26 protein-coding genes are annotated in these 24338 nt (G+C 72.2%); 12 read left to right on the top strand and 14 right to left on the bottom strand.

Annotated elements, in window-relative coordinates; all coding sequences use genetic code 11:
- Positions 1-38: 38 nt before the first annotated feature.
- Positions 39-839, top strand: a complete 801-nt coding sequence (locus ACSHXN_RS28800; protein WP_356110773.1) for a site-2 protease family protein — start codon at positions 39-41, stop codon at positions 837-839.
- Here the strand turns inward: ACSHXN_RS28800 and ACSHXN_RS28795 are convergent.
- From ACSHXN_RS28795 to ACSHXN_RS28785, 3 genes are read right to left on the bottom strand one after another with little or no spacing between them, the layout of a single operon-like run.
- Positions 829-1065 carry a hypothetical protein gene (locus ACSHXN_RS28795; RefSeq protein ID WP_355132196.1) on the bottom strand — a complete coding sequence of 79 codons (237 nt, stop codon included), beginning with the start codon at positions 1063-1065 and terminating at the stop codon, positions 829-831. The genes ACSHXN_RS28800 and ACSHXN_RS28795 overlap by 11 nt on opposite strands.
- A 13-nt stretch (positions 1066-1078) precedes the next feature.
- Positions 1079-1783, bottom strand: coding sequence for an NADPH-dependent F420 reductase (npdG, locus tag ACSHXN_RS28790; protein WP_059125972.1), 705 nt, complete (start codon positions 1781-1783; stop codon positions 1079-1081).
- Positions 1784-1820: 37 nt separating this feature from the next.
- A complete protein-coding gene (locus ACSHXN_RS28785) occupies positions 1821-2894 on the bottom strand; it encodes a sialidase family protein (RefSeq protein WP_383356671.1) in 1074 nt (357 codons plus the stop codon).
- A gap of 134 nt (positions 2895-3028) precedes the next feature.
- Here ACSHXN_RS28785 and ACSHXN_RS28780 point away from each other — a divergent pair, with 134 nt between their 5' ends.
- Positions 3029-3631, top strand: a complete 603-nt coding sequence (locus tag ACSHXN_RS28780; RefSeq protein WP_355132193.1) for a hypothetical protein — start codon at positions 3029-3031, stop codon at positions 3629-3631.
- Positions 3632-3684: 53 nt separating this feature from the next.
- Positions 3685-5037 (top strand): MFS transporter, encoded by a 1353-nt coding sequence (locus ACSHXN_RS28775; RefSeq protein WP_438304177.1) that lies wholly within the window; start codon positions 3685-3687, stop codon positions 5035-5037.
- 37 nt (positions 5038-5074) lie between these two features.
- Here ACSHXN_RS28775 and ACSHXN_RS28770 read toward each other — a convergent pair whose 3' ends face one another.
- Positions 5075-5305 carry a hypothetical protein gene (locus ACSHXN_RS28770; RefSeq protein ID WP_438304175.1) on the bottom strand — a complete coding sequence of 77 codons (231 nt, stop codon included), beginning with the start codon at positions 5303-5305 and terminating at the stop codon, positions 5075-5077.
- Positions 5306-5365: 60 nt separating this feature from the next.
- On the opposite strand from ACSHXN_RS28770, the gene map reads away from it, so the two are divergent.
- Positions 5366-6223, top strand: coding sequence for a type I methionyl aminopeptidase (gene map, locus ACSHXN_RS28765; RefSeq protein ID WP_355132192.1), 858 nt, complete (start codon positions 5366-5368; stop codon positions 6221-6223).
- Between the two features lie 122 nt (positions 6224-6345).
- The gene (locus tag ACSHXN_RS28760; RefSeq protein WP_355132191.1) at positions 6346-7014 is read left to right on the top strand and encodes a heme oxygenase (biliverdin-producing); all 669 of its coding nucleotides are present in this window, start codon (positions 6346-6348) and stop codon (positions 7012-7014) included.
- Here ACSHXN_RS28760 and ACSHXN_RS28755 read toward each other — a convergent pair.
- Together ACSHXN_RS28755 and ACSHXN_RS28750 are read right to left on the bottom strand one after the other, a co-directional pair.
- Positions 7011-7259: a hypothetical protein gene (locus tag ACSHXN_RS28755; RefSeq protein WP_438304172.1), complete on the bottom strand. Its 249-nt coding sequence runs from the start codon at positions 7257-7259 to the stop codon at positions 7011-7013. The genes ACSHXN_RS28760 and ACSHXN_RS28755 overlap by 4 nt on opposite strands.
- A gap of 91 nt (positions 7260-7350) precedes the next feature.
- Positions 7351-8223: a helix-turn-helix domain-containing protein gene (locus ACSHXN_RS28750; RefSeq protein ID WP_355132189.1), complete on the bottom strand. Its 873-nt coding sequence runs from the start codon at positions 8221-8223 to the stop codon at positions 7351-7353.
- A gap of 155 nt (positions 8224-8378) precedes the next feature.
- Here ACSHXN_RS28750 and ACSHXN_RS28745 point away from each other — a divergent pair, with 155 nt between their 5' ends.
- A complete protein-coding gene (locus ACSHXN_RS28745) occupies positions 8379-9341 on the top strand; it encodes an SDR family NAD(P)-dependent oxidoreductase (protein WP_331267365.1) in 963 nt (320 codons plus the stop codon).
- 104 nt (positions 9342-9445) lie between these two features.
- On the opposite strand, the gene ACSHXN_RS28740 is transcribed toward ACSHXN_RS28745, so the two are convergent.
- Positions 9446-10090 carry a PhzF family phenazine biosynthesis protein gene (locus ACSHXN_RS28740; RefSeq protein ID WP_355132188.1) on the bottom strand — a complete coding sequence of 215 codons (645 nt, stop codon included), beginning with the start codon at positions 10088-10090 and terminating at the stop codon, positions 9446-9448.
- Positions 10091-10387: 297 nt separating this feature from the next.
- Here ACSHXN_RS28740 and efeO point away from each other — a divergent pair, with 297 nt between their 5' ends.
- Genes efeO through ACSHXN_RS28720 form a run of 4 tightly spaced genes read left to right on the top strand, consistent with a single transcriptional unit; the run spans position 10388 to position 14620 of the window.
- The gene (efeO, locus tag ACSHXN_RS28735) at positions 10388-11521 is read left to right on the top strand and encodes an iron uptake system protein EfeO (protein ID WP_355132187.1); all 1134 of its coding nucleotides are present in this window, start codon (positions 10388-10390) and stop codon (positions 11519-11521) included.
- 8 nt (positions 11522-11529) lie between these two features.
- A complete protein-coding gene (efeB, locus tag ACSHXN_RS28730) occupies positions 11530-12783 on the top strand; it encodes an iron uptake transporter deferrochelatase/peroxidase subunit (protein WP_355132186.1) in 1254 nt (417 codons plus the stop codon).
- Between the two features lie 3 nt (positions 12784-12786).
- Positions 12787-13662 (top strand): iron uptake transporter permease EfeU, encoded by an 876-nt coding sequence (efeU, locus tag ACSHXN_RS28725; protein ID WP_355132185.1) that lies wholly within the window; start codon positions 12787-12789, stop codon positions 13660-13662.
- A complete protein-coding gene (locus ACSHXN_RS28720; RefSeq protein WP_356293139.1) occupies positions 13619-14620 on the top strand; it encodes a hypothetical protein in 1002 nt (333 codons plus the stop codon). Before efeU ends, ACSHXN_RS28720 begins: the two co-directional genes overlap by 44 nt.
- 16 nt (positions 14621-14636) lie before the next feature.
- Here the strand turns inward: ACSHXN_RS28720 and ACSHXN_RS28715 are convergent, their stop codons facing one another.
- The 4 genes from ACSHXN_RS28715 to ACSHXN_RS28700 form a co-directional block, all read right to left on the bottom strand.
- Positions 14637-15368: a bifunctional DNA primase/polymerase gene (locus tag ACSHXN_RS28715; protein ID WP_356110781.1), complete on the bottom strand. Its 732-nt coding sequence runs from the start codon at positions 15366-15368 to the stop codon at positions 14637-14639.
- A gap of 203 nt (positions 15369-15571) precedes the next feature.
- A complete protein-coding gene (locus ACSHXN_RS28710) occupies positions 15572-16561 on the bottom strand; it encodes a small ribosomal subunit Rsm22 family protein (RefSeq protein ID WP_355795418.1) in 990 nt (329 codons plus the stop codon).
- A gap of 12 nt (positions 16562-16573) precedes the next feature.
- Positions 16574-17773: a serine hydrolase domain-containing protein gene (locus ACSHXN_RS28705; protein WP_438304167.1), complete on the bottom strand. Its 1200-nt coding sequence runs from the start codon at positions 17771-17773 to the stop codon at positions 16574-16576.
- The gene (locus ACSHXN_RS28700; protein WP_438304165.1) at positions 17701-19077 is read right to left on the bottom strand and encodes a multidrug effflux MFS transporter; all 1377 of its coding nucleotides are present in this window, start codon (positions 19075-19077) and stop codon (positions 17701-17703) included. Before ACSHXN_RS28700 ends, ACSHXN_RS28705 begins: the two co-directional genes overlap by 73 nt.
- A gap of 82 nt (positions 19078-19159) precedes the next feature.
- On the opposite strand from ACSHXN_RS28700, the gene ACSHXN_RS28695 reads away from it, so the two are divergent.
- Together ACSHXN_RS28695 and ACSHXN_RS28690 are read left to right on the top strand one after the other, a co-directional pair.
- Positions 19160-20191, top strand: coding sequence for a Gfo/Idh/MocA family protein (locus tag ACSHXN_RS28695; protein ID WP_359448877.1), 1032 nt, complete (start codon positions 19160-19162; stop codon positions 20189-20191).
- Positions 20192-20295: 104 nt separating this feature from the next.
- Positions 20296-21066, top strand: coding sequence for an SDR family oxidoreductase (locus ACSHXN_RS28690; RefSeq protein WP_355132178.1), 771 nt, complete (start codon positions 20296-20298; stop codon positions 21064-21066).
- A gap of 236 nt (positions 21067-21302) precedes the next feature.
- Here ACSHXN_RS28690 and ACSHXN_RS28685 read toward each other — a convergent pair whose 3' ends face one another.
- The 3 genes from ACSHXN_RS28685 to ACSHXN_RS28675 all read right to left on the bottom strand — a co-directional run bounded on the left by ACSHXN_RS28685 (position 21303) and on the right by ACSHXN_RS28675 (position 24227).
- Positions 21303-22472 carry a D-alanyl-D-alanine carboxypeptidase family protein gene (locus ACSHXN_RS28685; protein ID WP_355132177.1) on the bottom strand — a complete coding sequence of 390 codons (1170 nt, stop codon included), beginning with the start codon at positions 22470-22472 and terminating at the stop codon, positions 21303-21305.
- 378 nt (positions 22473-22850) lie between these two features.
- Positions 22851-23846 (bottom strand): aldo/keto reductase, encoded by a 996-nt coding sequence (locus ACSHXN_RS28680; RefSeq protein WP_438304162.1) that lies wholly within the window; start codon positions 23844-23846, stop codon positions 22851-22853.
- 54 nt (positions 23847-23900) lie between these two features.
- Positions 23901-24227, bottom strand: a complete 327-nt coding sequence (locus ACSHXN_RS28675) for a nuclear transport factor 2 family protein (protein ID WP_355132175.1) — start codon at positions 24225-24227, stop codon at positions 23901-23903.
- Positions 24228-24338 lie beyond the last annotated feature (111 nt).

Raw genomic sequence — 24338 nt, 5'->3', positions numbered from 1 at the left:
GACGCGCCACCGCTGTCACTGACGCACCCAGGAGTCCCATGACCACCGCCGCAACCCGCCACAGCGACCGAAGGGTCAGCCCCGTCTTCGTCGGGATCCTGGCCGTGACGGCGGTCACCGGATGGGCCACCTGGAGCGGCTTCGCCGAGCAGCCCGGGGTGGCCGTCTTCCTGTTCGTGACGGCCGCCTGGATCGTGTCGCTGTGCCTGCACGAGTACGCGCACGCCCGCACCGCCCTGCACAGCGGCGACATCTCGGTCGGCGCGAAGGGCTATCTCACGCTCAACCCGCTGAAGTACACGCACGCCCTGCTGAGCATCGTGCTGCCGGTGATCTTCGTGATCATGGGGGGAATCGGTCTGCCGGGCGGTGCGGTGTTCATCGAGCGCGGCCGCATCCGGGGGCGCTGGCGGCACAGCCTGATCTCCGCGGCCGGCCCACTGGCGAACGTGCTGTTCGCCCTCGTGTGCACGGCACCGTTCTGGCTGCACGCCCTGGACGGCGTGCCGCAGGACTTCCGGTTCGCCCTGGCCTTCCTCGCGCTGCTCCAGGTGACGGCCGCGATCCTGAACTTCCTGCCGGTGCCGGGCCTGGACGGCTACGGGGTGATCGAGCCCTGGCTGTCGTACAACGTCAAGCGGCAGGTGGAACCCTTCGCCCCGTTCGGCCTGTTGTTCGTGTTCGCACTGCTGTGGGTCCCGTCGGTCAACAACGTCTTCTTCGACGCGATCGACTCGATCCTGAACGGCATGGGCATCGGCGACTTCGACCGCTACTGCGGTCAGGAGCTCTACCGCTTCTGGCAGGGCACCAACGACTTCTGCCAGGTCACTCGCTGACCGAGCGGCTCCGGGCGCCCCTGCCGCGCCGCAGGTAGTACCAGGCCATGTTGGACGACAGCCCCGCGAGCAGCACCCAGACGATCCCGAGCCAGCTGCCCTTGGCGAAGGAGACGACGGCCGCGGCGACGGACAGGATGCACACGGCGAGGGTGTAGAGGGCGAGGCGGGGCATGGGGGTCGGCTCCTGACGGACGGCGGTCGTACGGCCTCCAGTGTCCCCCATGCCCCTGCGCCGGCTACACGTCGGTCACCCTCAGGCCCGCGTGCGCCTTGTACCGCCGGTTGACGGAGATCAGGTTCGCCACCAGGGCCTCGACCTGGTGGGCGTTGCGCAGCCGGCCCGCGAAGATCCCGCGCATGCCGGGGATGCGTCCGGCGAGGGCCTGGACGATCTCCACATCGGCGCGCTCCTCGCCGAGGACCATGACGTCGGTGTCGATCTGCTCGACCTCGGGGTCCTCCAGGAGCACGGCGGACAGATGGTGGAAGGCGGCGGTGACCCGCGAGTCCGGCAGCAGCGCGGCGGCCTGCTCGGCGGCGCTGCCCTCCTCCGGCTTGAGCGCGTACGCGCCCTTCTTGTCGAAGCCGAGCGGGTTGACGCAGTCGACGACGAGCTTGCCGGCCAGCACCTCGCGCAGGGACTCGAGCGTCTTCCCGTGGCCCTCCCAGGGCACGGCGACGATCACGATGTCGCTGCGCCGGGAGGCCTCGGCGTTGTCGGCGCCCTCGACGCCGTGGCCGATCTCCTCGGCGGCGGCCTGCGCGCGCTCCTCGGCACGCGACCCGATGATCACCTGCTGGCCGGCCCTGGCGAGCCGGTAGGCGAGGCCCTTGCCCTGCGGCCCGGTCCCGCCGAGCACGCCGACGACGAGCCCGGAGACGTCGGGAAGGTCCCAGGGGTCCTTGGCGGGGGCCTTGGCTGCACTGTCGGTAGAGGTCATGGGCCGACTCTACGTGCGCGGCCGCCCCACCCGCCGCTCAGGCGAGAGCGGCCACCGGGACACGGCGGAAGGTGATCGTCTCGTACGCGCCGAAGTCGCCCGTCTCGTAGAGCAGGCCGACGGTGTCGGCATCGACGCGGACGAGGTCGCCGTAGCCGGCCGGCAGCCCGTCGACGGTGTACGCGGGCCGCCAGGTGACCCCGGCGTCGGTGGAGACGCGCACGGCCATCAGGGCCCGGCCGGCGGGGTCCGCGGGGCCGGAGAAGAGCAGCAGGTCGGGGTCGCGGAGCTGGAGGACGCTGCCCTGGCAGACGGGGGTGACGAGCCCGGCCTGCGGGCGGAAGGGCTTGACCAGGGTCCGGCCGCCGTCCTCCGAGTGGGCGTCGGCGCGGTGGCCCGGCGACCGGGAGTCGGTGCGGGTGTTGAAGTAGACGCGTCCGTCGGGGAGTTCGGCGGCGGACGTCTCGTTCACGTTGATGTAGCCGTCCGTGTTCTCGTCGACGTAGCCGAGGTACCAGTTCTCGCCGCGGTCGTCGCTGAGCAGGCAGTGGCCGGTGTAGTACTTCGGCTCGGTGCCGGCGTCGGTGCCCGAGGGCGGGAGGCTGTGGTTGCCGGGGACGACGATCCGGCCGGTGCCCAGCAGGAGGCCGTGACCGGGGGTGGTGGCGTACCACCGCCAGTCCTCCCGCTTCACCTGCGTGGTGATCTCGCGCGGCGCGGACCAGCCGACCCCGTCGTCGTCGCTGTGCTGCACCCAGACGCGGCGCCCGTCCTCGGGGCCGACCTGTCCGCGCATGATGGCGTCCTCGGTCGCCCCGCCGGCCGCGCGGACGTGGACGAGCAGGACGCGACCGGTGTCCAGGACGACCGGGGCGGGGTTGCCCGCGAGGCCGGCGCCGTTGCGGGCGACGGTGAGCAGCGGGCCCCAGGTGCGGCCGCCGTCCGTGGACCGCCGCAGCACGATGTCGATGTGCCCGTGGTCGGCGGCGGAGTCCATCCGTCCCTCGCAGAACGCGAGAAGGGTGCCGGCTCCCGTGGCGACGACGGCCGGGATCCGGTAGCTGGCGTAGCCCTCACGGCCCGCGCGGAAGGGAACGGAGGCTTCGGTCATGGCAGCTCCTCGGCCGGTTTGTCATGGTTCGTCCGCCGGGCCCTGTGCCCGATGGCTGGGCCCCTTGCCCGGGTCGGGCGAATTCGGAGTGAACTCCGGGTCACGAGTCGCCGGTTGCGGCAGGATGCCTCCGTATGGACGCCGTACGGGTCGCGTTGCTGCGGGAAGTGCTCGCCGGGACCGAGTGGCCTGAAGCCACGCGGCAGTTCGCGGGGGCCCTGCGCGGATCCGTGGTGTCGTACGGGGGCGGGCTGCTGCTCGTGGGCACCGAGGAGTACGAGCCCTGGCATCTGGCGGCCCATCTGGTCGACGAGGCGGCCTGGTCGGGGACGCCGGAGCTGTCCCCGACGCTGGTACGGCACGCCGCGCGGGCCACGGATCCGGCGCATCTGGCCGTCGGCCCGGGACGGCTGTCGGCGGCACGGCGCGGGGAGACGCTGCTGGTGGTGTCGCCCGCCGCCGCGGGAGCCGGGCTTCTGGAGCGGGTCCACGACGCACGGCGGGCCGGGGCGACGGTCCTTGCGCTGAACACCGGGGACCGCGACCTCGCGGCCATGGCGCACGAGTCGCTGACGGTGCCGCAGGACACGGACCTCGACCTGGACACGGTGCAGCACCTGGTGAGCGCCGCGGCCGGGGAGAACTCGCTGCCGGCCCCCCGCGGACGCCGGCGTCTGCGCGACCGCCTGTCCCGCCTGGCCGATCAGCTGACGTCGCCACCGCCACCACGGTGGTGACCGCCGGGAAAACCGGTTGCCCCGGGCGCCGGGTCCGCTGAGCATGACCCGTCGTGACCGACGACACCCACGCTCCCCCCGCACCGCCCACGGCCGCCGAGGACACGACCGCCGGCCCCTCGGCCCGCCGCTCCCCGAGGTCGCGCTCGCTGCTCCCCGATCTCGCGCCGTGGCACGCGTCGGCGGACTTCCGCAGGTTGTGGCTGTCCGGGCTGATCAGCAACTTCGGCACCTTCCTCACCTTCGTCGCGGTGCCGGTGCAGGTGAAGGACCTCACCGGCTCGGCGGCGGCCGTGGGCGCGATCGGTGCCGTGGAGCTCGTGCCGCTGATCGTCTTCGGTCTGTACGGCGGCGCGCTCGCGGACGCCCATGACAAGCGGAAGCTGATCCTGTCCACCGAGGCGGGGCAGGGGCTGCTGTCCGCGGTGCTGCTGGTGAACGCCCTGCTGCCGCAGCCCGCCGTCTGGCCGCTGTACCTCGTCGCGGCCCTCGCCTCCGCCCTCGGCGCCCTCCAGCGACCGGCACTGGACTCGCTCATCCCGCGCATCGTCGCGCACGAGCACCTCCCGGCCGCCGCCTCGCTCAATTCGCTGCGCTGGACGGTCGGCGGGGTCGCGGGCCCGGCGCTGGCCGGCGTGGTGGTCGCCTTCGCCGGACTCGGTGCGGCGTACGGGGCCGACGTCCTGACCTTCGTGGTGTCGGTCGTCCTGTGCCTGCGGCTGGCCGCGTCACCCGCCGCCCACGAGGCGGCGAAACCCTCGCTGCGGTCCATCGCGCAGGGCGCGCGCTACGCGTGGAACCGCAAGGAGCTCCTCGGGACGTACGTCATCGACCTCGCCGCGATGTTCTTCGCGATGCCGCTGGCGGTACTGCCGTTCCTCGCGGACGAACTGCGCGCCGAGTGGTCGCTGGGGCTGATGTACGCGGCCGTGCCGGCCGGATCGCTGCTGGTGTCGCTGACCGGCGGCTGGACGTCGCGGATCCACCGGCACGGCCGGATGGTGGTCCTCGCGGCGGCCGGATGGGGGCTCGCGATCGCGGCGGCGGGCCTCATGCGGAACGTCTGGCTGGTACTGCTGTTCCTGGCCCTGGCGGGCGGTTTCGACATGGTCAGCGGGATCTTCCGGGGAGCGATGTGGAACCAGACGATCCCCGACGAGCTGCGCGGCCGCCTGGCCGGCATCGAGCTGCTGTCGTACTCGGTGGGCCCGCAGTTGGGCCAGGTCCGTGCCGGCGGCATGGCCGCCTGGCGAGGCGTGCGCATGTCGGTCTGGGCGGGCGGCCTGCTCTGCACGGGCGCGGTGGCCTTGCTGGCCCTGTGCCTTCCCGGCCTGATGCGCTACGACGTCCGTACGAACGAGCACGCGCTGCGGCTGAGGGCCGAGCGGACGGGGACGGCGGGCTGAGGACCCCGCCCCCGTCCGCCCCGACCGCTCGGTCGTCTCAGTCTTCGTCCCGCTCCGCCGCGGGTGTGTCGTGCCAGCGGGGATCCGTCTCCCACTCCTCGTTCCGCTCGCGCGCGATCTCCATCGCGTGCTCCGCCTCCTCACGGGACGTGTACGGCCCGAAGCGGTCCTTCGCGGGGCACTCGGGTCCCTCCTCGACCTTGTGGTGGGCCAGGCAGTAGTACCACTCGCCCGGCTTCCCGGCCGTCCGCTTCTTGAACAGCGCCATCGCAGGAGCTCCTTTCACCAGGGCCATGTTCCCGCACAGCCGCTGGTTAGACTCGCTGGCATGTCTGGCCAGTCGCTGCTCGTACCAGGAGAGCTGTCTCCCACCCGTTCCGTCCCCGGAAACATCCGCCGCCCGGAGTACGTCGGCAAACCCTCGCCGACCCCGTACAACGGTCCCGAGGTGCAGACGCCCGAGACGGTAGAGGCGATGCGCGTCGCCGGCCGGATCGCGGCGCAGGCGATGGCCGAGGCCGCGAAGATCATCGCCCCGGGAGTCACCACGGACGAGCTGGACCGGGTCGCGCACGCTTACATGTGCGACCACGGCGCCTATCCGTCGACGCTGGGCTACCGCGGCTTCCCCAAGTCGCTGTGCACCTCGCTCAACGAGGTCATCTGCCACGGCATCCCGGACTCCACCGTCCTGCGCGACGGCGACATCATCAATCTCGACGTGACGGCGTACATCGGCGGCGTGCACGGCGACAACAACGCCACCTACCTGGTCGGCGACGTGGACGACGAGTCCCGGCTGCTGGTCGAGCGGACCCGTGAGTCCCTCGACCGCGCGATCAAGGCGGTCAGGCCCGGCCGCCAGATCAACGTCATCGGGCGGGTCATCGAGTCGTACGCCAAGCGGTTCGGATACGGCGTGGTGCGGGACTTCACCGGACACGGCATCAACTCGTCGTTCCACTCCGGGCTGATCATCCCGCACTACGACAGCCCGCACGCCACCACCGTGATGCAGCCCGGGATGACCTTCACCATCGAGCCCATGCTCACGCTCGGCACGCACGAGTACGACATGTGGGACGACGGCTGGACCGTGGTGACGAAGGACCGCAGGCGCACCGCCCAGTTCGAGCACACCCTGGTCGTCACGGACACCGGGGCGGAGGTCCTGACCCTGCCCTGAGAGCACCGAGCGTCACCGGAAGAGCCCGCTCCGCCCGACGGAGCGGGCTCTTCCATGTGGCCGCGCCCGTGGCAGTGGGTAGGGTTTTCCCGACAAGGTGTCGGCAAGCTGCTGGAGGCCCCATGACCCCGCCGGACGCGTCCCCCACGGCGTTCTCCTCGCTCCTGCGCAGCGCCTCGCTCGAGCAGCACCACGAGGCGAACACCTCGGCGTTCATCACCGACCTGCTCGGCGGCCGGCTCGGGGTCGAGGCGTACACGCGGTACACCGAGCAGCTGTGGTTCGTGTACGGGGCCCTGGAGGCCGGGGCCGACCGGCTGGCGGGCGACCCGGTGGCGGGCCCCTTCGTACGACCGGAGCTGTTCCGGCGGGCCGCACTGGAACGGGACCTCGCCCATCTGCGCGGGCCCGGCTGGCGGGCGAGCCTCAACCCACTGCCGGAGACCCGGACGTACGCGGGGCGCGTGCGGGAGTGCGCCGAGGGATGGCCCGGCGGGTACGTGGCCCACCACTACACCCGCTATCTGGGCGACCTCGCCGGCGGCCAGATCATCCGCGACACGGCGGAGAAGACATGGGGTTTCACTCGAAAGGGTGATGGGGTCCGTTTTTACGTCTTCGAGGGGATCCCCCGTCCGGCGGCGTTCAGGAAGGTGTACCGCACGCTCCTGGACGAGGTCCCGGCGGACGAACTCGAGAAGCAGCGGATCATCGCCGAGTGCAAGCGGGCGTACACCCTCAACACCGCCGTCTTCCGCGCTCTGGGCGAGGAGTTCCCGCTGAGCGCTTAGGCCGTGCCGGGGTGGCCGACGATCGGGGGTGACCGGGGTCGGCGGAGCGACTGCGTACCGATGACGGACAGCAGCCGCAGCTTGTCGTGGCCCTCGGTGCCCGGGGCGGCGGTGGAGACGAGCAGGTTCTCCCGACGCCCGGCGCGGCGCGTTCCACGGGCCGCAGGGCTCTGGCACATGGGCGGCCCTCCCGGCGAGCAGAAGCTGTACAGCCGGTTGCGCAGCACCGATGGCGCCCGGCGCATCCGGGATCCCCGAGGAACTCGTGCACCGTCCCGGCCCGGGCGCAGCGCCGTGGCCCGCCCTCCGGTCCGGCGGTTCACGACGGGGGCTCGCTCAGTGGCGGCGGGCTCCGTGCGGTTCCGGTGCGGGGTTCGGCGGCGTCGCGTCGGCCGTCAGATGCACGAGGAGAGCGAGGGAGCGGGCGGACTCGGTGCCGGGGTCCGCGTGGAACAGGACGAGCACCTGGCCCTCGGTGCCGGTGACGGCCAGCTTCTCGTAGCTCAGCTCCATCGGGCCGACCTGTGGGTGGTGGAGGACGGAGGAGCCGCTCGCCCGCGGGGCGACGTCGTGCCGGGCCCACAGGCGCCGGAACTCCTCGCTGCGCACCGACAACTCCCCCACCAGCTGCGCGAGATGTGCGTCACGGCTCTCGGGTCCTGCGAGCGCCCGGACCGAGGCGACGGTTCCGGCGGCGATCCTCGCCCAGTCGTCACCGTAAAGGGCCCGGACCTCGGGGTCGAGGAACGCCGAGCGCAGTGCGTTCTCGCCCGGCCGATGGGCGGAGGACAGCGCGGTGGCCAGGTCGTTGGCCAGCAGGACGTCCTGGTAGCGGCCGAGGACGAGGGCCGGGACACCGGTCAGCGACAGCACGAGCCGGCGGGTCCCCCCCGGTACCCGCTCCGGGCGGCGGCGCCCCGGGCGTCCGCGGGGCACGGGGGTGGCGAGCTGATGCAGATACGCGGTCGCCTCCGCACCGAGGCCGAGCGCACGGGCGAGGGCGTCCAGGACCTGGGCGGAGGGGTGGTGGTCCCGGCCCTGCTCCAGCCGGAGGTAGTACTCGGCCGAGATGCCCGCCAGCTGGGCGACCTCCTCACGGCGCAGCCCGGGCACCCGGCGCCGGCTTCTGTCGGCCGGACCGAAGTCCTCGGGACGCAGGAGGTCACGGCGGGCGCGGAGATAGGCGCCCAGCTCGTTGGACGGACTCATGTCCTCCACGGTAATCGGGCCGTCGACCCCGAGCCTGGCCCCCGTGGCACCCCTGTCGGCAGGGCCCTGGCCGGCGCCCCCGAGGCGGTCGACGGTGGTGACGAGGCCGCCGCGCCCGGCGCGCCCACCGACGACTCACGCAGAACGGCACCCTCATGACCTACGACCACCCCCGCTGGACCACCCCCTTCACCCGTGACACCACGGCCGACGAGGTCCTCGCCGGCGTCGATCTGAGCGGACGGCGCGCGGTCGTCACCGGCGGCGCCTCCGGCATCGGCATCGAGACCGCCCGCTCGCTGGCCCGGGCGGGCGCCGAGGTGACCCTCGCCGTACGGGACACCTCCGCCGGGCGGAAGGTCGCCGACGAGATCGCGGCGGACGGCGGCGGAGCCCGGGTGGACGTCGCCCCGCTGGAGCTGACGGACCGCGCCTCCGTCGCCGCCTTCGCCCGTGCCTGGACCGGTCCGCTGCACATCCTCGTCAACAACGCCGGTGTGATGGCGGTACCCGAGCTGCGCCGCACCCGTGAGGGCTGGGAGCTGCAGTTCGCCACCAACCACCTCGGCCACTTCGAACTGGCCCGGTCCCTGCACCCCGCGCTGGCCGCGCAGGGAGCGCGGATCGTCTCGGTCAGTTCGAACGCCCACCACCGCTCGCCCGTCGTCTTCGACGACATCCACTTCGAGCACCGCGCCTACGACCCCTGGCTGGCCTACGGGCAGTCCAAGACCGCCGGCGTCCTGTTCGCCGTGGAGGCGGGCCGACGCTGGGCGGACGACGGGATCACGGCGAACGCGCTGATGCCGGGCGGCATCCGCACCGCGCTCCAGCGCCACCAGGAGGGCGCCGCGATGTCCCCGGAGGTCAGGGAGATCTTCGACTCCTACCCGTGGCGCACCGCCCGGCAGGGCGCAGCCACCTCCGTCCTGCTCGCGGCGTCTCCCCTGGTCGAGGGGGTCACCGGGCGCTACTTCGAGAACTGCAACGAGGCACTCCCCCTCGACCCGGCGCTCGCCGGCCGCTCCGGCGAGCCCTCGGGGGTGGCGCCGCACGCCCTGGACCCGGACGCCGCGGCGCGTCTGTGGGAGGTCTCCGCACGGACACTCGGCGACTGATCCGCGGGCACTGGGGCACGGGGGCACCGCCGCCCGTGGGCCCGCGGGGTCGCCCCCGCGGGCCCGGCGGCTTGGGCGGTCGGCACCGTCCGCGGCCGGGACGGTCAGCGCTCCAGGAACACCCGGCCGCCGACCTCCACCCATCCCTCGGGCTGCGGTGCCGTCAGGATCTGGGAGCCCGTCCCCTGGCGGATGTTGAGCGCTCGGCCGAGACGATCGGTGAGGAGCAGCGCCGCCGCGCCGGTCGCCTCGTCCTCGTCGATGCCGTCGTCCCGGCCGGGGAAGGCCCGGGCGCGCACACGGCCCGCCGCCTCGTCCTCCCACGCCCAGGCGTAGATCCACTCCCCCGGCGGCGGCACCGCGAGTGCGTCCACCTCGCTCGCGGTCGCGTGCCGGCGCAGCGTGCGCGGCGGCGCCCACTCCGGGCGGGCCTCGATCCAGCTGAACTCGCCGTCCGTTCGGGCCCCCACCACCCCCGCCGGTGTGACGAGTTCGGGCACGTCGAGCAGCCAGGCCGTGCCGACGCAGGGGTGCCCGGCGAACGGCAGCCGCAGCGTGGGCGTGTAGATGTCGATGGCACCCCGCTCGGGGTCGTCGACGAACACGGTCTCGCTGAAGCCGATCTTGGCGGCGAGCGCCTGGCGGTCACCCCGGTCGGGAACCGTCGAACCGTCGCGGACGACGGCGAGTTCGTTGCCGTGGCCGCCGTCCGGCCCGCAGAAGACGCGCAGCACGTCGTAGTCAGTCACGCGGGCATTCAAACATCGCGCGCCGGGCGAACACGTCCCAGGCCCCGGCCCCACCGGACAACGGCCAGGAGCGGGTGCGGCCGCGCCGCGAAAACCGTTTACCCGGGCCCCGGGCCCCGGGCCACCCGCCGTTGGGTTCTTCTTGACCAGTTCTTGGGGTTCGTTTTGAGTCGTCGTGATCAAGCCGTTTCTGTGATCTTTTCGTGAGGCTCGAATTGCCACCCGGGTGGGTGCAGGTGAGGTAAGGCTCAGGTAACTTAGGTCAGCCTCACCACACCGTTTCCGCTTGGAGCCCGTATGCGAGCCGTCCGACTCACCGTCACCGCCGCCGCCACGGTGGCCGCTCTGACCGCCATCACGGCCTGCACGGCGAAGAGCGACGCCAAGGACGGCGACGCGATCCAGGTGACCGCCGCCGACTCCACGTGCGACACCTCCGCCAAGTCGATTCCGGCGGGCCAGGTCACCCTGCAGATCGAGAACAAGGGCTCCAAGGCCACCGAGGTCGAGATCCTCTTCCCGGACGACCGGATCGTCTCGGAGAAGGAGAACATCGGACCGGGCACCAAGTACACGCTGACGGCCGAGGTCAAGGCCGGTTCGTACGAGATCGCCTGCCGCCCGGGCATGAAGGGCCACGGCGTACGCCAGCAGCTCACGGTCACCGGCGGCTCGGCCGCCAAGCGGAACCCGAAGCTGGACCAGGCCGTCGCCGAGTACCGCCAGTACGCCCAGGACCAGGCCGACGAGACGCTGCCGCGGGTCGAGACCTTCGCCAAGGCCGTCAAGGACGGCGACCTCGAGGCCGCCAAGAAGGCCTATGCGACCTCCCGCATCGGGTGGGAGCGCACCGAGCCGGTCGCCGAGTCCTTCGGTGACATCGACCCGAAGGTCGACACCCGCGCCGACGGCCTGGAGCAGGGCCAGAAGTGGACCGGCTGGCACCGCCTGGAGAAGGCCCTCTGGGAGGACAAGAAGATCGGTGACGAGGAGAAGACGCTCGCCGACCAGCTGGTGACCGACCTGAAGGACTGGCAGCAGCGGGTGGGCAAGGCCGAGATCACGCCGACCTCCATGGCCAACGGCGCCAAGGAGCTGCTCGACGAGGTCGCCACCGGCAAGGTCACGGGCGAGGAGGACCGCTACTCGCACACCGACCTCGTCGACTTCAAGGCCAACGTCGAGGGCGCACAGAAGGCCTACGAGCTGCTGAAGCCGGTCGCCTCGACGAACGACGCCGCACTGACCACCGAGCTCGACAAGCAGTTCTCCGCACTGAACACGCTGCTCGACAAGTACCGCACGGACCCGGCGCAGTACGACTTCGTCTCATATGACAAGGTCACCAAGGATCAGCGCAAGGAGCTGTCGGACAACGTGAACGCGCTCGCCGAGCCGCTGTCCAAGCTCGCCGCCGCCGTTGTGAAGTAGGGACGACCATGACCGAGACCCAAGGCACCGCGAGTCCTTCGCGCCGTGCGCTGATCGGCTGGGGCGGTGCCGGACTCGCGCTCGGAGCCGCCGCGGCCGGCGGCACGGTGGCGATGACACGTACGGGCAACGATGTGGACCCGGCCGGGTCCGCGACGGGCGTCGCGGTCGACTTCCACGGCGCGCACCAGGCGGGCATCGCCACACCGGTGCAGGACCGGCTCCACTTCGCCGCGTTCGACGTGAAGACCGACGACCGCGCCGAGTTCGTCCAGATGCTCAAGGACTGGACCGCGGCCGCCCGGCGCATGACCGCCGGGCAGGCGGTCGGCGACGGCGCGTTCGGCGGGCTCGCCGAGGCACCGCCGGACGACACGGGCGAGGCCGTGGGCCTCAAGCCGTCGCGGCTGACCCTGACGATCGGGTTCGGGCCGTCGTTCTTCGAGAAGTTCGGGCTGGCCGGCAGGCGACCGGAGGCGCTGGTCGACCTGCCCCGCTTCCCCGGTGAGAACATGGACACGTCCCGCACCGGCGGCGACCTGTGCATCCAGGCCTGCTCGGACGACCCCCAGGTGGCCGTGCACGCGATCCGCAACCTGGCCCGCATCGGCTTCGGCAAGGTCGCCGTCCGCTGGTCCCAACTCGGCTTCGGCAAGACCTCCTCGACCACCCCGGACGCCCAGACCCCGCGCAATCTCATGGGGTTCAAGGACGGTACCCGCAACATCGCGGGCACCGAGACCGACCGGCTGAAGAAGTTCGTGTGGGTCGGCGAGGGCGACGGCACCGACTGGATGACCGGCGGCTCGTATCTCGTCGCACGGCGTATCCGGATGAACATCGAGACCTGGGACCGTACCTCCCTGCAGGAGCAGGAGGACGTCTTCGGCCGCGACAAGGGCGAGGGCGCTCCCGTCGGCAAGGCGAAGGAGCACGACGAGCCGTTCCTGAAGGCTATGAAGCCCGACGCCCACGTACGGCTCGCGCACCCCGACTCCAACGGCGGGATCACGATCCTGCGCCGGGGCTACTCCTTCACCGACGGCACGGACGGACTCGGCCGGCTGGACGCGGGTCTGTTCTTCCTCGCCTACCAGCGCGACGTGCGCAAGGGCTTCATCCCGCTCCAGCGCAAGCTGTCGGCGTCCGACGCGCTCAACGAATACATCCAGCACGTGGGTTCGGCGGTCTTCGCGATCCCGCCCGGCGTCCGGGACAAGGACGACTGGTGGGGCCGGACGCTGCTCACCGAGGAGGCGTAGCCAGTGTTCTCCAACTACCTGATCGGCCTGCGCGAGGGGCTGGAGGCCAGCCTCGTCGTCTGCATTCTGATCGCCTATCTGGTCAAGACGGGCCGCAGGGACGCGCTCAGGCCGATCTGGATCGGCATCGCCGTCGCGGTCGCCCTCGCCATGGGCTTCGGCTGCGCGCTCGAATTCGGCTCCCAGGAACTGACGTTCCAGGCGCAGGAGGCGCTCGGCGGCTCCCTGTCGATTCTTGCGGTCGGCCTCGTGACCTGGATGGTCTTCTGGATGCGTCGCACCGCCCGGCATCTGAAGTCCGAACTGCACGGCAGGCTGGACGCGGCCCTGGCGCTGGGCACGGGCGCGCTGGTCGCCACCGCGTTCCTGGCCGTGGGCCGCGAAGGTCTGGAGACCGCGCTGTTCGTATGGGCCTCGGTGCACGCGGCGAGCGACGGCACCCCGCGCCCGCTGATCGGCGTGGCGCTGGGCCTGGCCACCGCGGTGCTCCTCGGCTGGCTGTTCTACCGCGGCGCCCTGAAGATCAACCTCGCCAAGTTCTTCACCTGGACGGGCGGCATGCTGGTCGTCGTCGCCGCGGGCGTGCTCGCCTACGGCTTCCACGACCTGCAGGAGGCCGACTGGATCCCGGGCCTGACGAAGCTGGCCTTCGACATCAGCGGGACCATCCCGCCGGACAGCTGGTACGGCACCCTGCTCAAGGGCGTGTTCAACTTCCAGCCCGACCCGACGGTCCTCCAGATCACGGTGTGGGCTCTGTATCTGGTCCCCACCCTCGCCATCTTCCTCGTCCCGGTAGGGTTCGCCTCCGGGAAGGGGAAGGTGAAGGCCACTGATGACCAGGGATCGCGGGGATCGCAGCCCTCGAACGCTTCGTAGTCTCAGCCGGTTCGCCCTGGCAACGGCGACGGCCGGCACCGTCGCCGTGGTCGCGAGCGGCTGTGTCGTGGTCCATGGCGAGCGGGAGGTCGTTCCGACGGCGACACGTGCCGAAGCGTCCCGCGCTCTCGCGGACTTCATGACCGCGTACAACAAGGCGGACAAGGCCTACGACCGCTCCCTGGACGCGGCGCGGGTCACCGGCCCGCTCGCCGCCATCGACGGCGGCAAGCTGGACGCCGGTCACAGGAACCACCCGGCGGGCAACCCGGCCCATGTCCCGCTGAAGCTGACCGACGCGAAGTTCACCATTCCCGAGAAGGCGGGCTGGCCGCGCTGGTTCGTCGCCGACACCCGGTCCAACAAGGGCAACACCGGCGCCCATTGGCTGCTCGTCTTCACCCGCTCCGACGCGAGCAAGGTGTGGGCGGTGTCGTATCTGACGATCCTCGCGGCCGGTGATGTACCGGCGTTCAAGAAGGACGAGGACGGCTGGGCCCAGCCCGTCACCGCCGACGACGCGGCGCTCGCGGTGCAGCCCCACAAGCTCGGTCCGGCCTACACGGCGTATCTGAAGTCCGGCGGGGACACGTTCGCGCCCGGCGCGCACACCTCCGGGTGGCGCGCCACCCGGCTGAAGAACGCCACCAAGCCGGGGCTCGCCCGGCAGTACCTCGACGAACCGCTGGCGGGCGGCGACTACGCCCCGGTGGGACTGCGCACCGCGGACGGCGGCGCGCTCGTCTTCTTCGCCACCCGCCACTTCGAGAAGCAGACGGCCGCACCGGGCGTGAACATCACGGTGGCCGACCCGAGCATCAAGGCGCTGCTGACGGGTGAGGCCAAGCAGTCCCTGACGCTGGAGTTCGTCTCCAACCAGGCGGTGCTGGACCCCACGCGGGGCAAGGTGACGTTCCTGAGCAGGGTGGAGGGGCTGACGGGGGCGAAGGGCGAATAGGGCGTGCCGCCGGGGCTCAGCCCCGATGCGGCCAGCCGGCGAGCTCGATCTCGTCCCGGGCGTGCCGCGCGCACGCGTCGGTCAGCACCTCGAGCAGGCTCAGCGGATCCGGCAGCGGGTGCTCCGGGCCCTGGACCCACTCCACCGACTTCTCGCCCGGCAGCCGCGCGGGCGGCAGCAGCACGTACGAGCCCCGGCAGTGCCAGCGCAGGCCCGGGTGCTCGTCCATCGTCTCGGGGTGGCAGTCCAGTTCACACGGCCACCACTCGTCCTCGTCCTCGGGTGTACCGCGCGTCAGTGTGAAGAACAGCATGCGCCCGTCACCGGTCACGGCGACCGGACCCACCTCGACGCCGGCCTCGAGCAGCCGTCCCAGGGCCTCCTCACCGGCCTCGCGCGGGACGTCCAGCACATCGTGGACCATCCCGGTGGCGGTGATGAAGTTCGCCTGCGGCTGGTGCCGGACCCAGCGCTCGACCTGTGCACGGTCGGTGGTGGACTGCGTCTGCCAGGCGAACGAGACCGGGTGGCGGGCGGGCGTCGGACAGCCGACGCGGTCGCAGGAGCAGCGGTAGCCGAGGGGATGCGCGGCGGGCGCGATCGGCAGCCCTGCGGCGGCGGCAGCCAGCAGCATCGCCTCACGGTCGCCGTCCCCGGCGCCCTCCTCGAGACGGGCGGGACGTCGTCCGCGCAGCCACTGGGAGATCCTGCCCTGCGCGCCCTTGCGGCGGCCGAACTCTGCGCTCATCTATCCCCTCGCTCGCTGCTGTGGTGCGGACGGCATGCCTTATCGTCCCACCATCCTGCGCCTCGGGTGACCGGAGCCCACATCCGGGGTGGTCGGGGCGACGCCGACCGCGGGCCTTCATCTGCGACGGTGTCGGCATGTGCCCGGACATATCCGAACGAAAAATCGGCCGGTGGAGGCGCGGGGCCCGCCCGGAAGCGGTGTCAGCGGTCCTCGGGCGGCCAGGCGTCTCCCCAGTCCGTGTCGCGGGCCGCCCGGTACAGCGGACCGTGCCGTTTGGTCACCGTCTCGCGGTGCAGGGACTCGTCCGGGCCGCACAGCTCGAGCAGCACCTGCCCCTTGCGGATCTGGGGGCGTCGGACGACCCGGGAGGCGGCCGGCGCCACCGGGAAGCGGGCCGCGGCGACGTAGCTGAACTTCTCGTCCTCGTACGCCAGTGTTCCGCCCTTGACCTGCCGGTGCAGCGAGGAGCGGCTGACCCGGGCGGAGAAGTGGCACCAGTCCTGGCCGGGGACGACGGGGCAGGCCGCGCTGTGCGGGCAGGGCGCCGCGACCTGGAGTCCGGCGTGGATCAGCCGGTCGCGGGCCTCGATGACGCGGGCGTAGCCGTCCGGGGTGCCGGGCTCCACGATCACGACGGCCTGAGCGGCAGCAGCCGCCGCGTCGACGACATGGGCGCGGTCGGCCCCGGTCAGCTCACCGAGGACGTAGGAGACCGTGACGAGATCGGTGCTCTCGATGCCGAGCGCCGCTCCGATACGGGTGCGCTGCCATACGGCGGACTTCAGCGCCGGGTTCGCCGCGGCGATCTCGCGGCCCAGCTCGAGGGCCGGCTCGGCCCAGTCGAGCACGGTGACCGGTCGTTCGCCGTCCCATGTCGCGCTCACGGCCCAGGTCGCCGCGCCGGTCCCGCCGCCGACGTCCACATGGTCCGAAGGCACCCATCCCGGCGCGGCGTCCGCGAGCGCCTCCAGTGCCGCGCGCACCGCCTCGAACGTCGCGGGCATCCGGTACGCGGCGTACGCGACCACATCCGCACGGTCCCGCAGTACCGGGGCGTCGGTCGGGGTCCGTCCCCGGTAGTTGGCGATCAGCCGGTCCACGGCCTGTGCGGCCTGCCGGGGCGGCAGCCCGTCCAGCAGCCCGGCGAGGGCGGCGCGGAGCGTGTCGGCTGGGGAGACGGGGGCGTTCACCCGCAGATTCTCTCAGGTGCCGCGGACCGCCCGTGCCAGTCGATCCGCCGCCTCGGCCCGCACCCGGTTGTCCGGGTCACGGCGGCGCGGGTGGACCGCGTTCGCCAGGAGGACGAGGAACGTGTCCGTCGAGGGGTCGAGCACCAGTGACGTGCCCGTGAAGCCGGTGTGGCCCGCCGCACCCCCGCCGGCCAGCTCCCCCATGAACCAGGGCCGGTCGACCGCGAATCCCAGCCCGGGCGGGGCCAGCATCAGATCGACGAAGTCGGGGCCGAGGATGCGCGCCTGGCCGTACGAACCGCCCGCGAGCAGGGTGCGGCAGAAGACGGCCAGGTCGCGCCCCGTGGAGAACAGGCCCGCATGGCCCGCCACCCCGCCGAGCGCCCAGGCGTTCTCGTCGTGGACCACACCGCGCAGCATCCCGCGGTCCGCCTTGGCCCACGGCCGCCGCTGGTCCTCGGTCGCCGCCGCGTCGGGGCTGGGTCCGAACCCGGTCGCCGTCATCCCGAGCGGCCGGGTGATGCGGTCCTCGACGAGCTCGTCGAGCGGGTGCCCGGTGACGCGCTCCAGCACGAACTGCAGGAGCAGCATGTTCAGGTCCGAGTAGCAGTGGGTGCCGGGCGCGGTGACCGGTGCCTCGGCCCGCAGCAGCGCGATCCGCGCCGCGTAGGAAGGGTGGTCGTACAGCGGGAGTTCCGGCCGCAGGCCGGAGGTGTGCGTCAGCAGCCGGCGCACGGTGACGCCGTGCGCCGCCACCCCGTTGAAGTCCGGCAGATACGTCTCGACCGGCGCGTCGATGTCGATCGTGCCGCGCTCCAGTTGCTGGACCGCGGCGACCGTGGTGAACAGCTTGGTGAGCGAGGCCAGGTCGAAGCGTGTGTCCGTGGTCATGGGCACGCGCGCTTCCGGTGGCAGTTCCACCCCGCGGTCCGTCTCGGGGTCGTGGGCGAAGTACCGGACCGCCCAGCCCACCGCCTCCTCGACGGCGATCACCGGGCCGCGCCCGGCGACCACCACGGCGCCGGCGGCCCAGGGGCGCTCCCCCTCGACGGCGTCGCGGATCCCGTCCACCAGGAGGCGCAGTTCCTCCCCGTCCAGCCCGGCCTTCTCCGGTGTGTCGATGCGCAGTCTCGGCGCGCTCAGCCGTCCCCTCCCGGGGTCCCTGCCTGCCGCCCGCCGTGCACGACCGCTCCCTGGTTCCACGGACGGCACAGTGCCACGAAGCAGAGGACGGCCACCAGTGCCGCCGCCAGTTGGACGACGGCCATCGGAACGGCGGTGTGCTCGCCGGCGATCCCGACGAGCGGCGAGGCCACGGCACCGATGAGGAAGGAGGACGCGCCGAGGAGCGCGGACGCCGAACCGGCGTGGTGCCGGGTGCGCATCAGGGCCAGCGCCTGGGTGTTGGGCATCGCGAGGCCCATCGCCGACATCAGGACGAAGAGGGCGGCGGCGACGGGGACGAGGCCCACCTCGCCGAGGGCACCCGTCGACATCAGCAGCAGGGCGGTCGCCGCGAGCGTGATCACGGCCAGGCCGACCGCCAGCACCTTGTCCAGCCCGACCCGTCCGACCAGGAGCTTTCCGTTGATCTGGCCGACGGCCACCAGGCCCACCGAGTTCAGGCCGAACAGCAGGCTGAAGGTCTGCGGGGAGGCGCCGTAGATCTCCTGGATCACGAACGGGGAGGCCGAGATGTACGCGAACAGGGCCGCGAAGGCGAAGCCGCCCGCGACGGTGTACCCGGTGAAGGCGCGGTCGGCGAGCAGCCGCCGCATGGAGCGCAGGGCCGTGCCGACTCCCCCGTCGTGCCGTTCGGCGGGCGCCAGCGTCTCCGGCAGTTTCGCCCATACGAGCCCGGTGAGCGCGATCCCGACGACGGTGAGGACGACGAAGACGCCCCGCCAGTCCGTCACCCGCAGGATCTGGCCGCCGATGAGGGGCGCGACGACGGGCGCGACCCCGGAGATCAGCATCAGGGTGGAGAAGAACCGGGCCATGGCGACGCCGTCGTACAGATCGCGGACGACGGCGCGCGCGATCACTATCCCGGCCGCACCCGCCAGCCCCTGCACCAGCCGGAACACCACGAGCGACTCCACGGAGGGCGCGAGCGCGCACAGCGCGGTGGCGACGACGTAGCCGACGAGGCCCACGAGCAGCGGGCGGCGGCGTCCCCATCTGTCGCTCATCGGGCCGGCCAGCAGCTGGCCGAGCGCCATGCCCGCGAGGCAGCCGGTGAGGGTCAGCTGCACGGTGGCGGCGGGCGCGTGCAGGGAACGGGTGACCTCCGGCAGGGACGGGAGGTACATGTCCATGGCCAGCGGGGGCGTGGCGGTGAGGCCGCCGAGGACCAGGGTGACGAGGAGACCGGTACGGCGGAGGGCGCCTCCCGGTGCGGGGGCCCGCGCCTCGGTCGGGGGTACAGCGTCCTCGGTCACGGATGCCGTCGCGACCACCCCGGTCGTGCGGCCCTCCGGCCGGCGCTCGTGCCTGGTGCGCCCACGCTCGGGCATGAGCCCCTCCCCCCTCGTTTGGTCCGCCACATATGCTCTCAGCTCGTACGGGATGGCCGGTGTGGTGGACCGAGGGGCGGACATGGTGGGGACGGCGGACGGACGGGTGCGGTGGGGGATCCTGGCGACCGGGGGCATCGCCGCGGCGTTCGCGGCCGATCTGGTCGACCTCCCGGACGCGGAGATCGTGGCGGTCGCCTCGCGGACCGAGGAGTCGGCCGGGGCGTTCGCGGAGCGGTTCGGGATACCCCGGGCCTACGGGCGGTGGGACGCTCTCGCCGAGGACCCGGACGTCGACGTGGTGTACGTCGCCACCCCGCACTCGGCGCACCGGGCCGCGGCCGGAATGTGCCTTGAGGCCGGTCGCAATGTCCTGTGCGAGAAGGCGTTCACGCTGAACACGCGCGAGGCCGAAGAACTGGTCGCGCTGGCGCAGGAACGCGGCGCCTTCTTGATGGAAGCCATGTGGATGTACTGCAATCCGCTGGTGCGGCGGCTGAAGGCGCTCGTCGACGACGGGGCGATCGGTGAGGTGCGCAGCGTCCAGGCCGACTTCGGGCTCGCCGGTCCCTTTCCCCCCTCGCACCGGCTGCGGGACCCCGCGCTCGGTGGTGGGGCGCTGCTCGACCTGGGCGTGTACCCGGTGTCGTTCGCCCACCTGCTGCTCGGGGAGCCGTCGGACATCGCCGCACGGGCGGTGCTCTCCGAGGAGGGCGTCGATCTGCAGACCGGAGCGCTGCTCTCGTGGGAGAGCGGTGCCCTCGCCTCGGTGCACTGCTCCCTGAACGGCGGCACCCCCGTCACCGCGGCGGTCACCGGCTCCCTGGGACGCATCGAGGTCCCCCAGGGTTTCTTCTACCCGGACCGCTTTGTGCTCCATCGTGACGGACAGGACCCCGAGGAGTTCCGCGCCGACCCCGCCGACGGGCCGCGCAACAGCCTCAAGCACGAGGCGGCCGAGGTCATGCGGGCGCTGCGGGCCGGCGAGACCGAGTCCCCGCTCGTACCGCTGGAGGGAAGCCTCGCCGTGATGCGCACACTCGACGCCATCCGGGACCGGATCGGCGTCCGTTATCCCGGCGAGGACGCGGCACCCCGGCTCGCCTCGGTGTGAGTCGCCGTCCGCGGCCTCCGGGGACGCGGACGGTCACGCGGACGACAACCGTATGGCGGATGAAGGATTCCGCATGGCGGATTCTCCCCGTACGCTGCGGCCCCATGGATGCCATGGAATCCGCCCGCCGGTCGAGGATCGCGGTGGTGACCGGGGCCGGCTCGGGGATCGGGCGTGCGGTCGCGGTGGAGTTGGTGCGCACGGGCTGGTCGGTGGTGCTCGCCGGACGGCGCACCGGGCCCCTGGAGGAGACCGCCGCGCTCGTGCCCGAGGGGCGCTGCCTCGCCGTCCGGACGGACGTCTGCGAACCCGGTGACGTGGAGGCCCTGTTCACGGCCGTCCGCGACCGGTTCGGGCGGCTCGACCTGCTCTTCAACAACGCGGGCACGTTCGGGCCGGGCGGGGTGCCGGTGGAGGAGCTGTCGTACGAGGCGTGGCGGCATGTGGTGGACACCAACCTCAACGGCGCCTTCCTGTGCGCGCAGGCGGCGTACCGGCAGATGAAGGAACAGGACCCGCAGGGCGGGCGGATCATCAACAACGGCTCGATCTCGGCGCACACGCCCCGGCCGCGCTCGGTGGCGTACACGGCGACCAAGCATGCGCTGACCGGCCTGACCAAGTCGCTGTCCCTGGACGGGCGTCCGTACCGCATCGCGGTGGGCCAGATCGACATCGGCAACGCGGCGACCGCTATGACCGCGTCCATGCGGGACGGGGTTCCCCAGGCGAACGGGGAGCTCGCGGTCGAGCCCGTGATGGACGTGTCCGATGTGGCGCGCACCGTACGGCACATGGCCGAGCTGCCGCTGGAGGCGAACGTGCAGTTCGCGACGGTCCTGGCGACGACGATGCCGTACGTGGGCCGCGGCTGACACGACCCGGCGTGGTCACCCGTTCAACCTGCACAAACGGAATGTGAACCTCAGTGCCGTTTCGCACGTGGGGAGCTTATGCTCGTGGTCCCTCCACCGGAGCTTCACACTTGGAGCACCAAGGCTCCGCAGGCCACACCAAGGGGGAGGCGGCAGCCGTTCCGTGGTTCGGCAGGGGGTGGGCCTCGCGTGGGACCGCGAGGTACGCGCCGGATCACGGAGCGGCCGCCCACAGATCAGCCTCGGTGGCGCCCCTGGTCGATCGTCGCCCGCCGCCTGCGCAGCGCGTACGCCCCACCGGCCAGCAGCGCCATCACTCCCCCGGCCCCGCCTGCCAGCCCCCACGACGAGCCGCTCGCCGCACCGGCCGCCCGCGCGGCGGACACCGCCTCGGTGGCGGTCGGCGAGGGCGACGCCTTCGCCCCGCCCGCGCTGAGCGGGGTGACCAGCGTGCCCACCGACCCGGCCGCACCGGCGTGCGCGAAGCCCCAGTCGAGCAGCGCGGCGGTCTCCTCGTAGACACCGTTGCCGCCGGGCTCCGGGTGCATCACGGTCGCGAGGAGCGTGCGGCCGCCGCGGGTGGCGGCGCCGGTGAAGGTGTTGCCCGCGTTGCTGGTGTAGCCGTTCTTCACCCCGATGATGCCCTTGTAGGTGCCCAGCCCCCATGCGCCGGTCAGCAGCCGGTCGGTGTTCTGGATCTGGAAGGTCTTCCGGCCGCCCGCGGGGAAGTCGGCGGTCCTCGTCGCGCAGTAGCCGCGGAACGCGGCGTTCTGCAGACCGTGGTGGGCGAACAGCGTGAGGTCGTAGGCGGAGGAGAGCTGCCCCTTGTGGTCGAAGCCGTCGGGACTGACCACATGGGTGTCGAGGGCCTGGAGATCCTCGGCCCTCGCCTGCATCTCCGCCACGGTCCTCGCGATCCCGCCGTTCATGTGGCTGAGGACGTGGACCGCGTCGTTGCCCGAGCGGAGGAAGACGCCGAGCCACAACTGCTCGACGGTGTACGTGATCCCCGGCTTGACGCCGACCAGGCTGGAGCCCGCCGGAACGTCCGCGATATCGGCGTCCGTCACCTTGTACCGCTGCGTCGGCTCGAACTTCGTCAGCACGGTGTCCGCGAAGAGCATCTTCAGCGTGGAGGCGGGCGCGAGCCGGCGGTGCGCGTTGCACGCGGCGAGCACCTCACCGGTGCCGTGGTCGGCGACGAGCCAGGAGCGTGCGGTGAGTTTCTTCGGCAGGCCGGCGGGCTGCCGTACCTGGACGCCTGACCGGCCGAGCCGCTCACCACCGACGGTGGTGAGCGCGGACGCGGGCGCGGCCAGGGCCAACGGCGCGGCGGCGGTCAGTCCGAGGACGGCGCGACGGGACATCCGTGCGGCACGCGGCGAAGGCGGAGAGAAATCACGCATTCGGGGACCGTACAAAGGCATCCCCCGGCAACGGGCAGCGGGGTCACAAAAGCGCGGCAAAGGCCCGGTCATGGCCGGGTCACCGCCGCGGCGAAAGGGGGGCGAAGGGGGCGCGCACCAGCGGACCCGCCCTCGCCGGCAGGCCACTCAGCAGGGGGTTTCCCGACAAGCGGCGCTGCCGGCCGCCGTGCGGACATACGCCCCGGACGCCGGCTTCCCGGCCCGCGCAGTCTCTCGCCCGGTCGGGCTCACCGAACAGGGCGGGACACCCCGTACCGCCGTACGGACCGCGGGGCCCGGTGCCGTACCGCCGGCGGTTGCGCGGTCAGGGACTCGGCCTGCGCCCCTGATCCGCGCCCGCGGCGCCCGGGGTACCGCTCACCGCCCGAGAATCCGTTCGACCTCGGCCAGTTGCCGGGGGGTGAGCGGCCCCTTCGCGATCGCGCCCGCGTTCTCCTCCGCCTGGGCGACCGAGCGGAAGCCCGGGATCGGAACGGTGTGCGAACTGCGGGCCCAGATCCAGGCGAGGGCGCCCTGGGCGGGCGTGCGGCCGTCGCTGGTGAGGACGTCCCTGAGCGCCTCCACCCGGCGCAGCCAGTCGGTGTCGGCGCCTCCGCCCTCGGAGAAGCCGGAGAGCCACGCGGGCGGGGAGGTGCGGATGTCACCAGGTGCGAGCGACTGTCCGCCGGTGTGCCGGCCCGTCAGCAGTCCCATGGCGAGGGGGCTCCGGTTGATGCTCGCGAGGTTCGACTCCTCGCACAGCGCCAGGAGTTCGGGTGCGTCCTGGACGACGTTGAGCCGGTGCTGGACGGCCGCGCAGTGCGGGCCTTCGGCGAACACGGCGGCCCGCGCAGGGTCGTCGGTGCTCCAGGCGTAGGCGCGAATGAGCCCCTCCCGTACGAACTCCTCGCAGATCTCACGGAGTTCGGCGGCACGCTCTGGCTCGGCGTCGGACAGGTGCAGTTGGTACAGGTCGATGTGGTCGGTGTCGAGGCGGCGCAGTGAGGCCGTCAGCGCACGCCGGGCGTAGGCCGGGGAGTCGTCGCTGCCGACGAGCAGCCTGCGTTCCTCATCGATGACGTTGCCCCACTTGGTGGCGAGCACGACGTCCGCCCGCCGCTTGCCCAGGGCCCGCGCCAGCACGCGCTCGCTGTGCCCGGTCCCGTAGGCGTCGGCCGTGTCGAAGAAGGTGACACCGAGGTCGAGGGCCCGGCGGACGGCCCGCACGGACTCCTCGTCGTCGACCTTGCCCCAGCCGAGCGGCTGTCCGTCCGTGGTGCTCCACTCACCGCCGATGGCCCAGCAGCCGAAGCCGAGGGCACTGACCTCGATCGCGCTGCGTCCCAGCGTCCTGGTGTGCTCGATGGTCTCCATGGGCCAAGACGCTAGGAGTTGAAGCGCACTCCAAGGCAAGAGCCGTGCCGGTGCTCAGGCCTGCCCGGTCTCGAAACGGGAGATCCTGCCCTCGCCGTCCACGGTGAAGCTCCACCGGGTGCGCATCTCACCCCAGGTGTCGTTGCTGTACCGGGCGACGAGCGAGCGGCCGCCGTTGGACTCGTTGTCGACGTCCATGTGCCCGTGGGTGGAGAAGATCTCCCGGTCGATCCAGTCGGCGAGGTCCCGGTCGGAACCGTCGTCGGACATGGTGGCGTCCGGCGCGAGGAGCGACATGAAGGCCTCGCGGTCATGGGAGTTGAGGGCCGCCACGAAGGCCCGGACCGCCGGATCGCTGAGTTTGGCTGTCTGAATCGTCATGGCTGCCAGGGTCACATCGGTACCGGGCGCCCGCCACCCGAGTCCCGGACCCCGCCTTCCGGGCCCGGTGCGCGCCACCCGAACGGCTCCGTGGACAGGCCGGTCGGGCGG

The organism is Streptomyces sp. HUAS TT11 (genome assembly GCF_051553595.1).
Taxonomy (GTDB): Bacteria; Actinomycetota; Actinomycetes; order Streptomycetales; family Streptomycetaceae; genus Streptomyces.
Note: the sequence above shows the minus strand (reverse complement) of the source record. Positions and strands in the feature narration are given on the sequence as shown.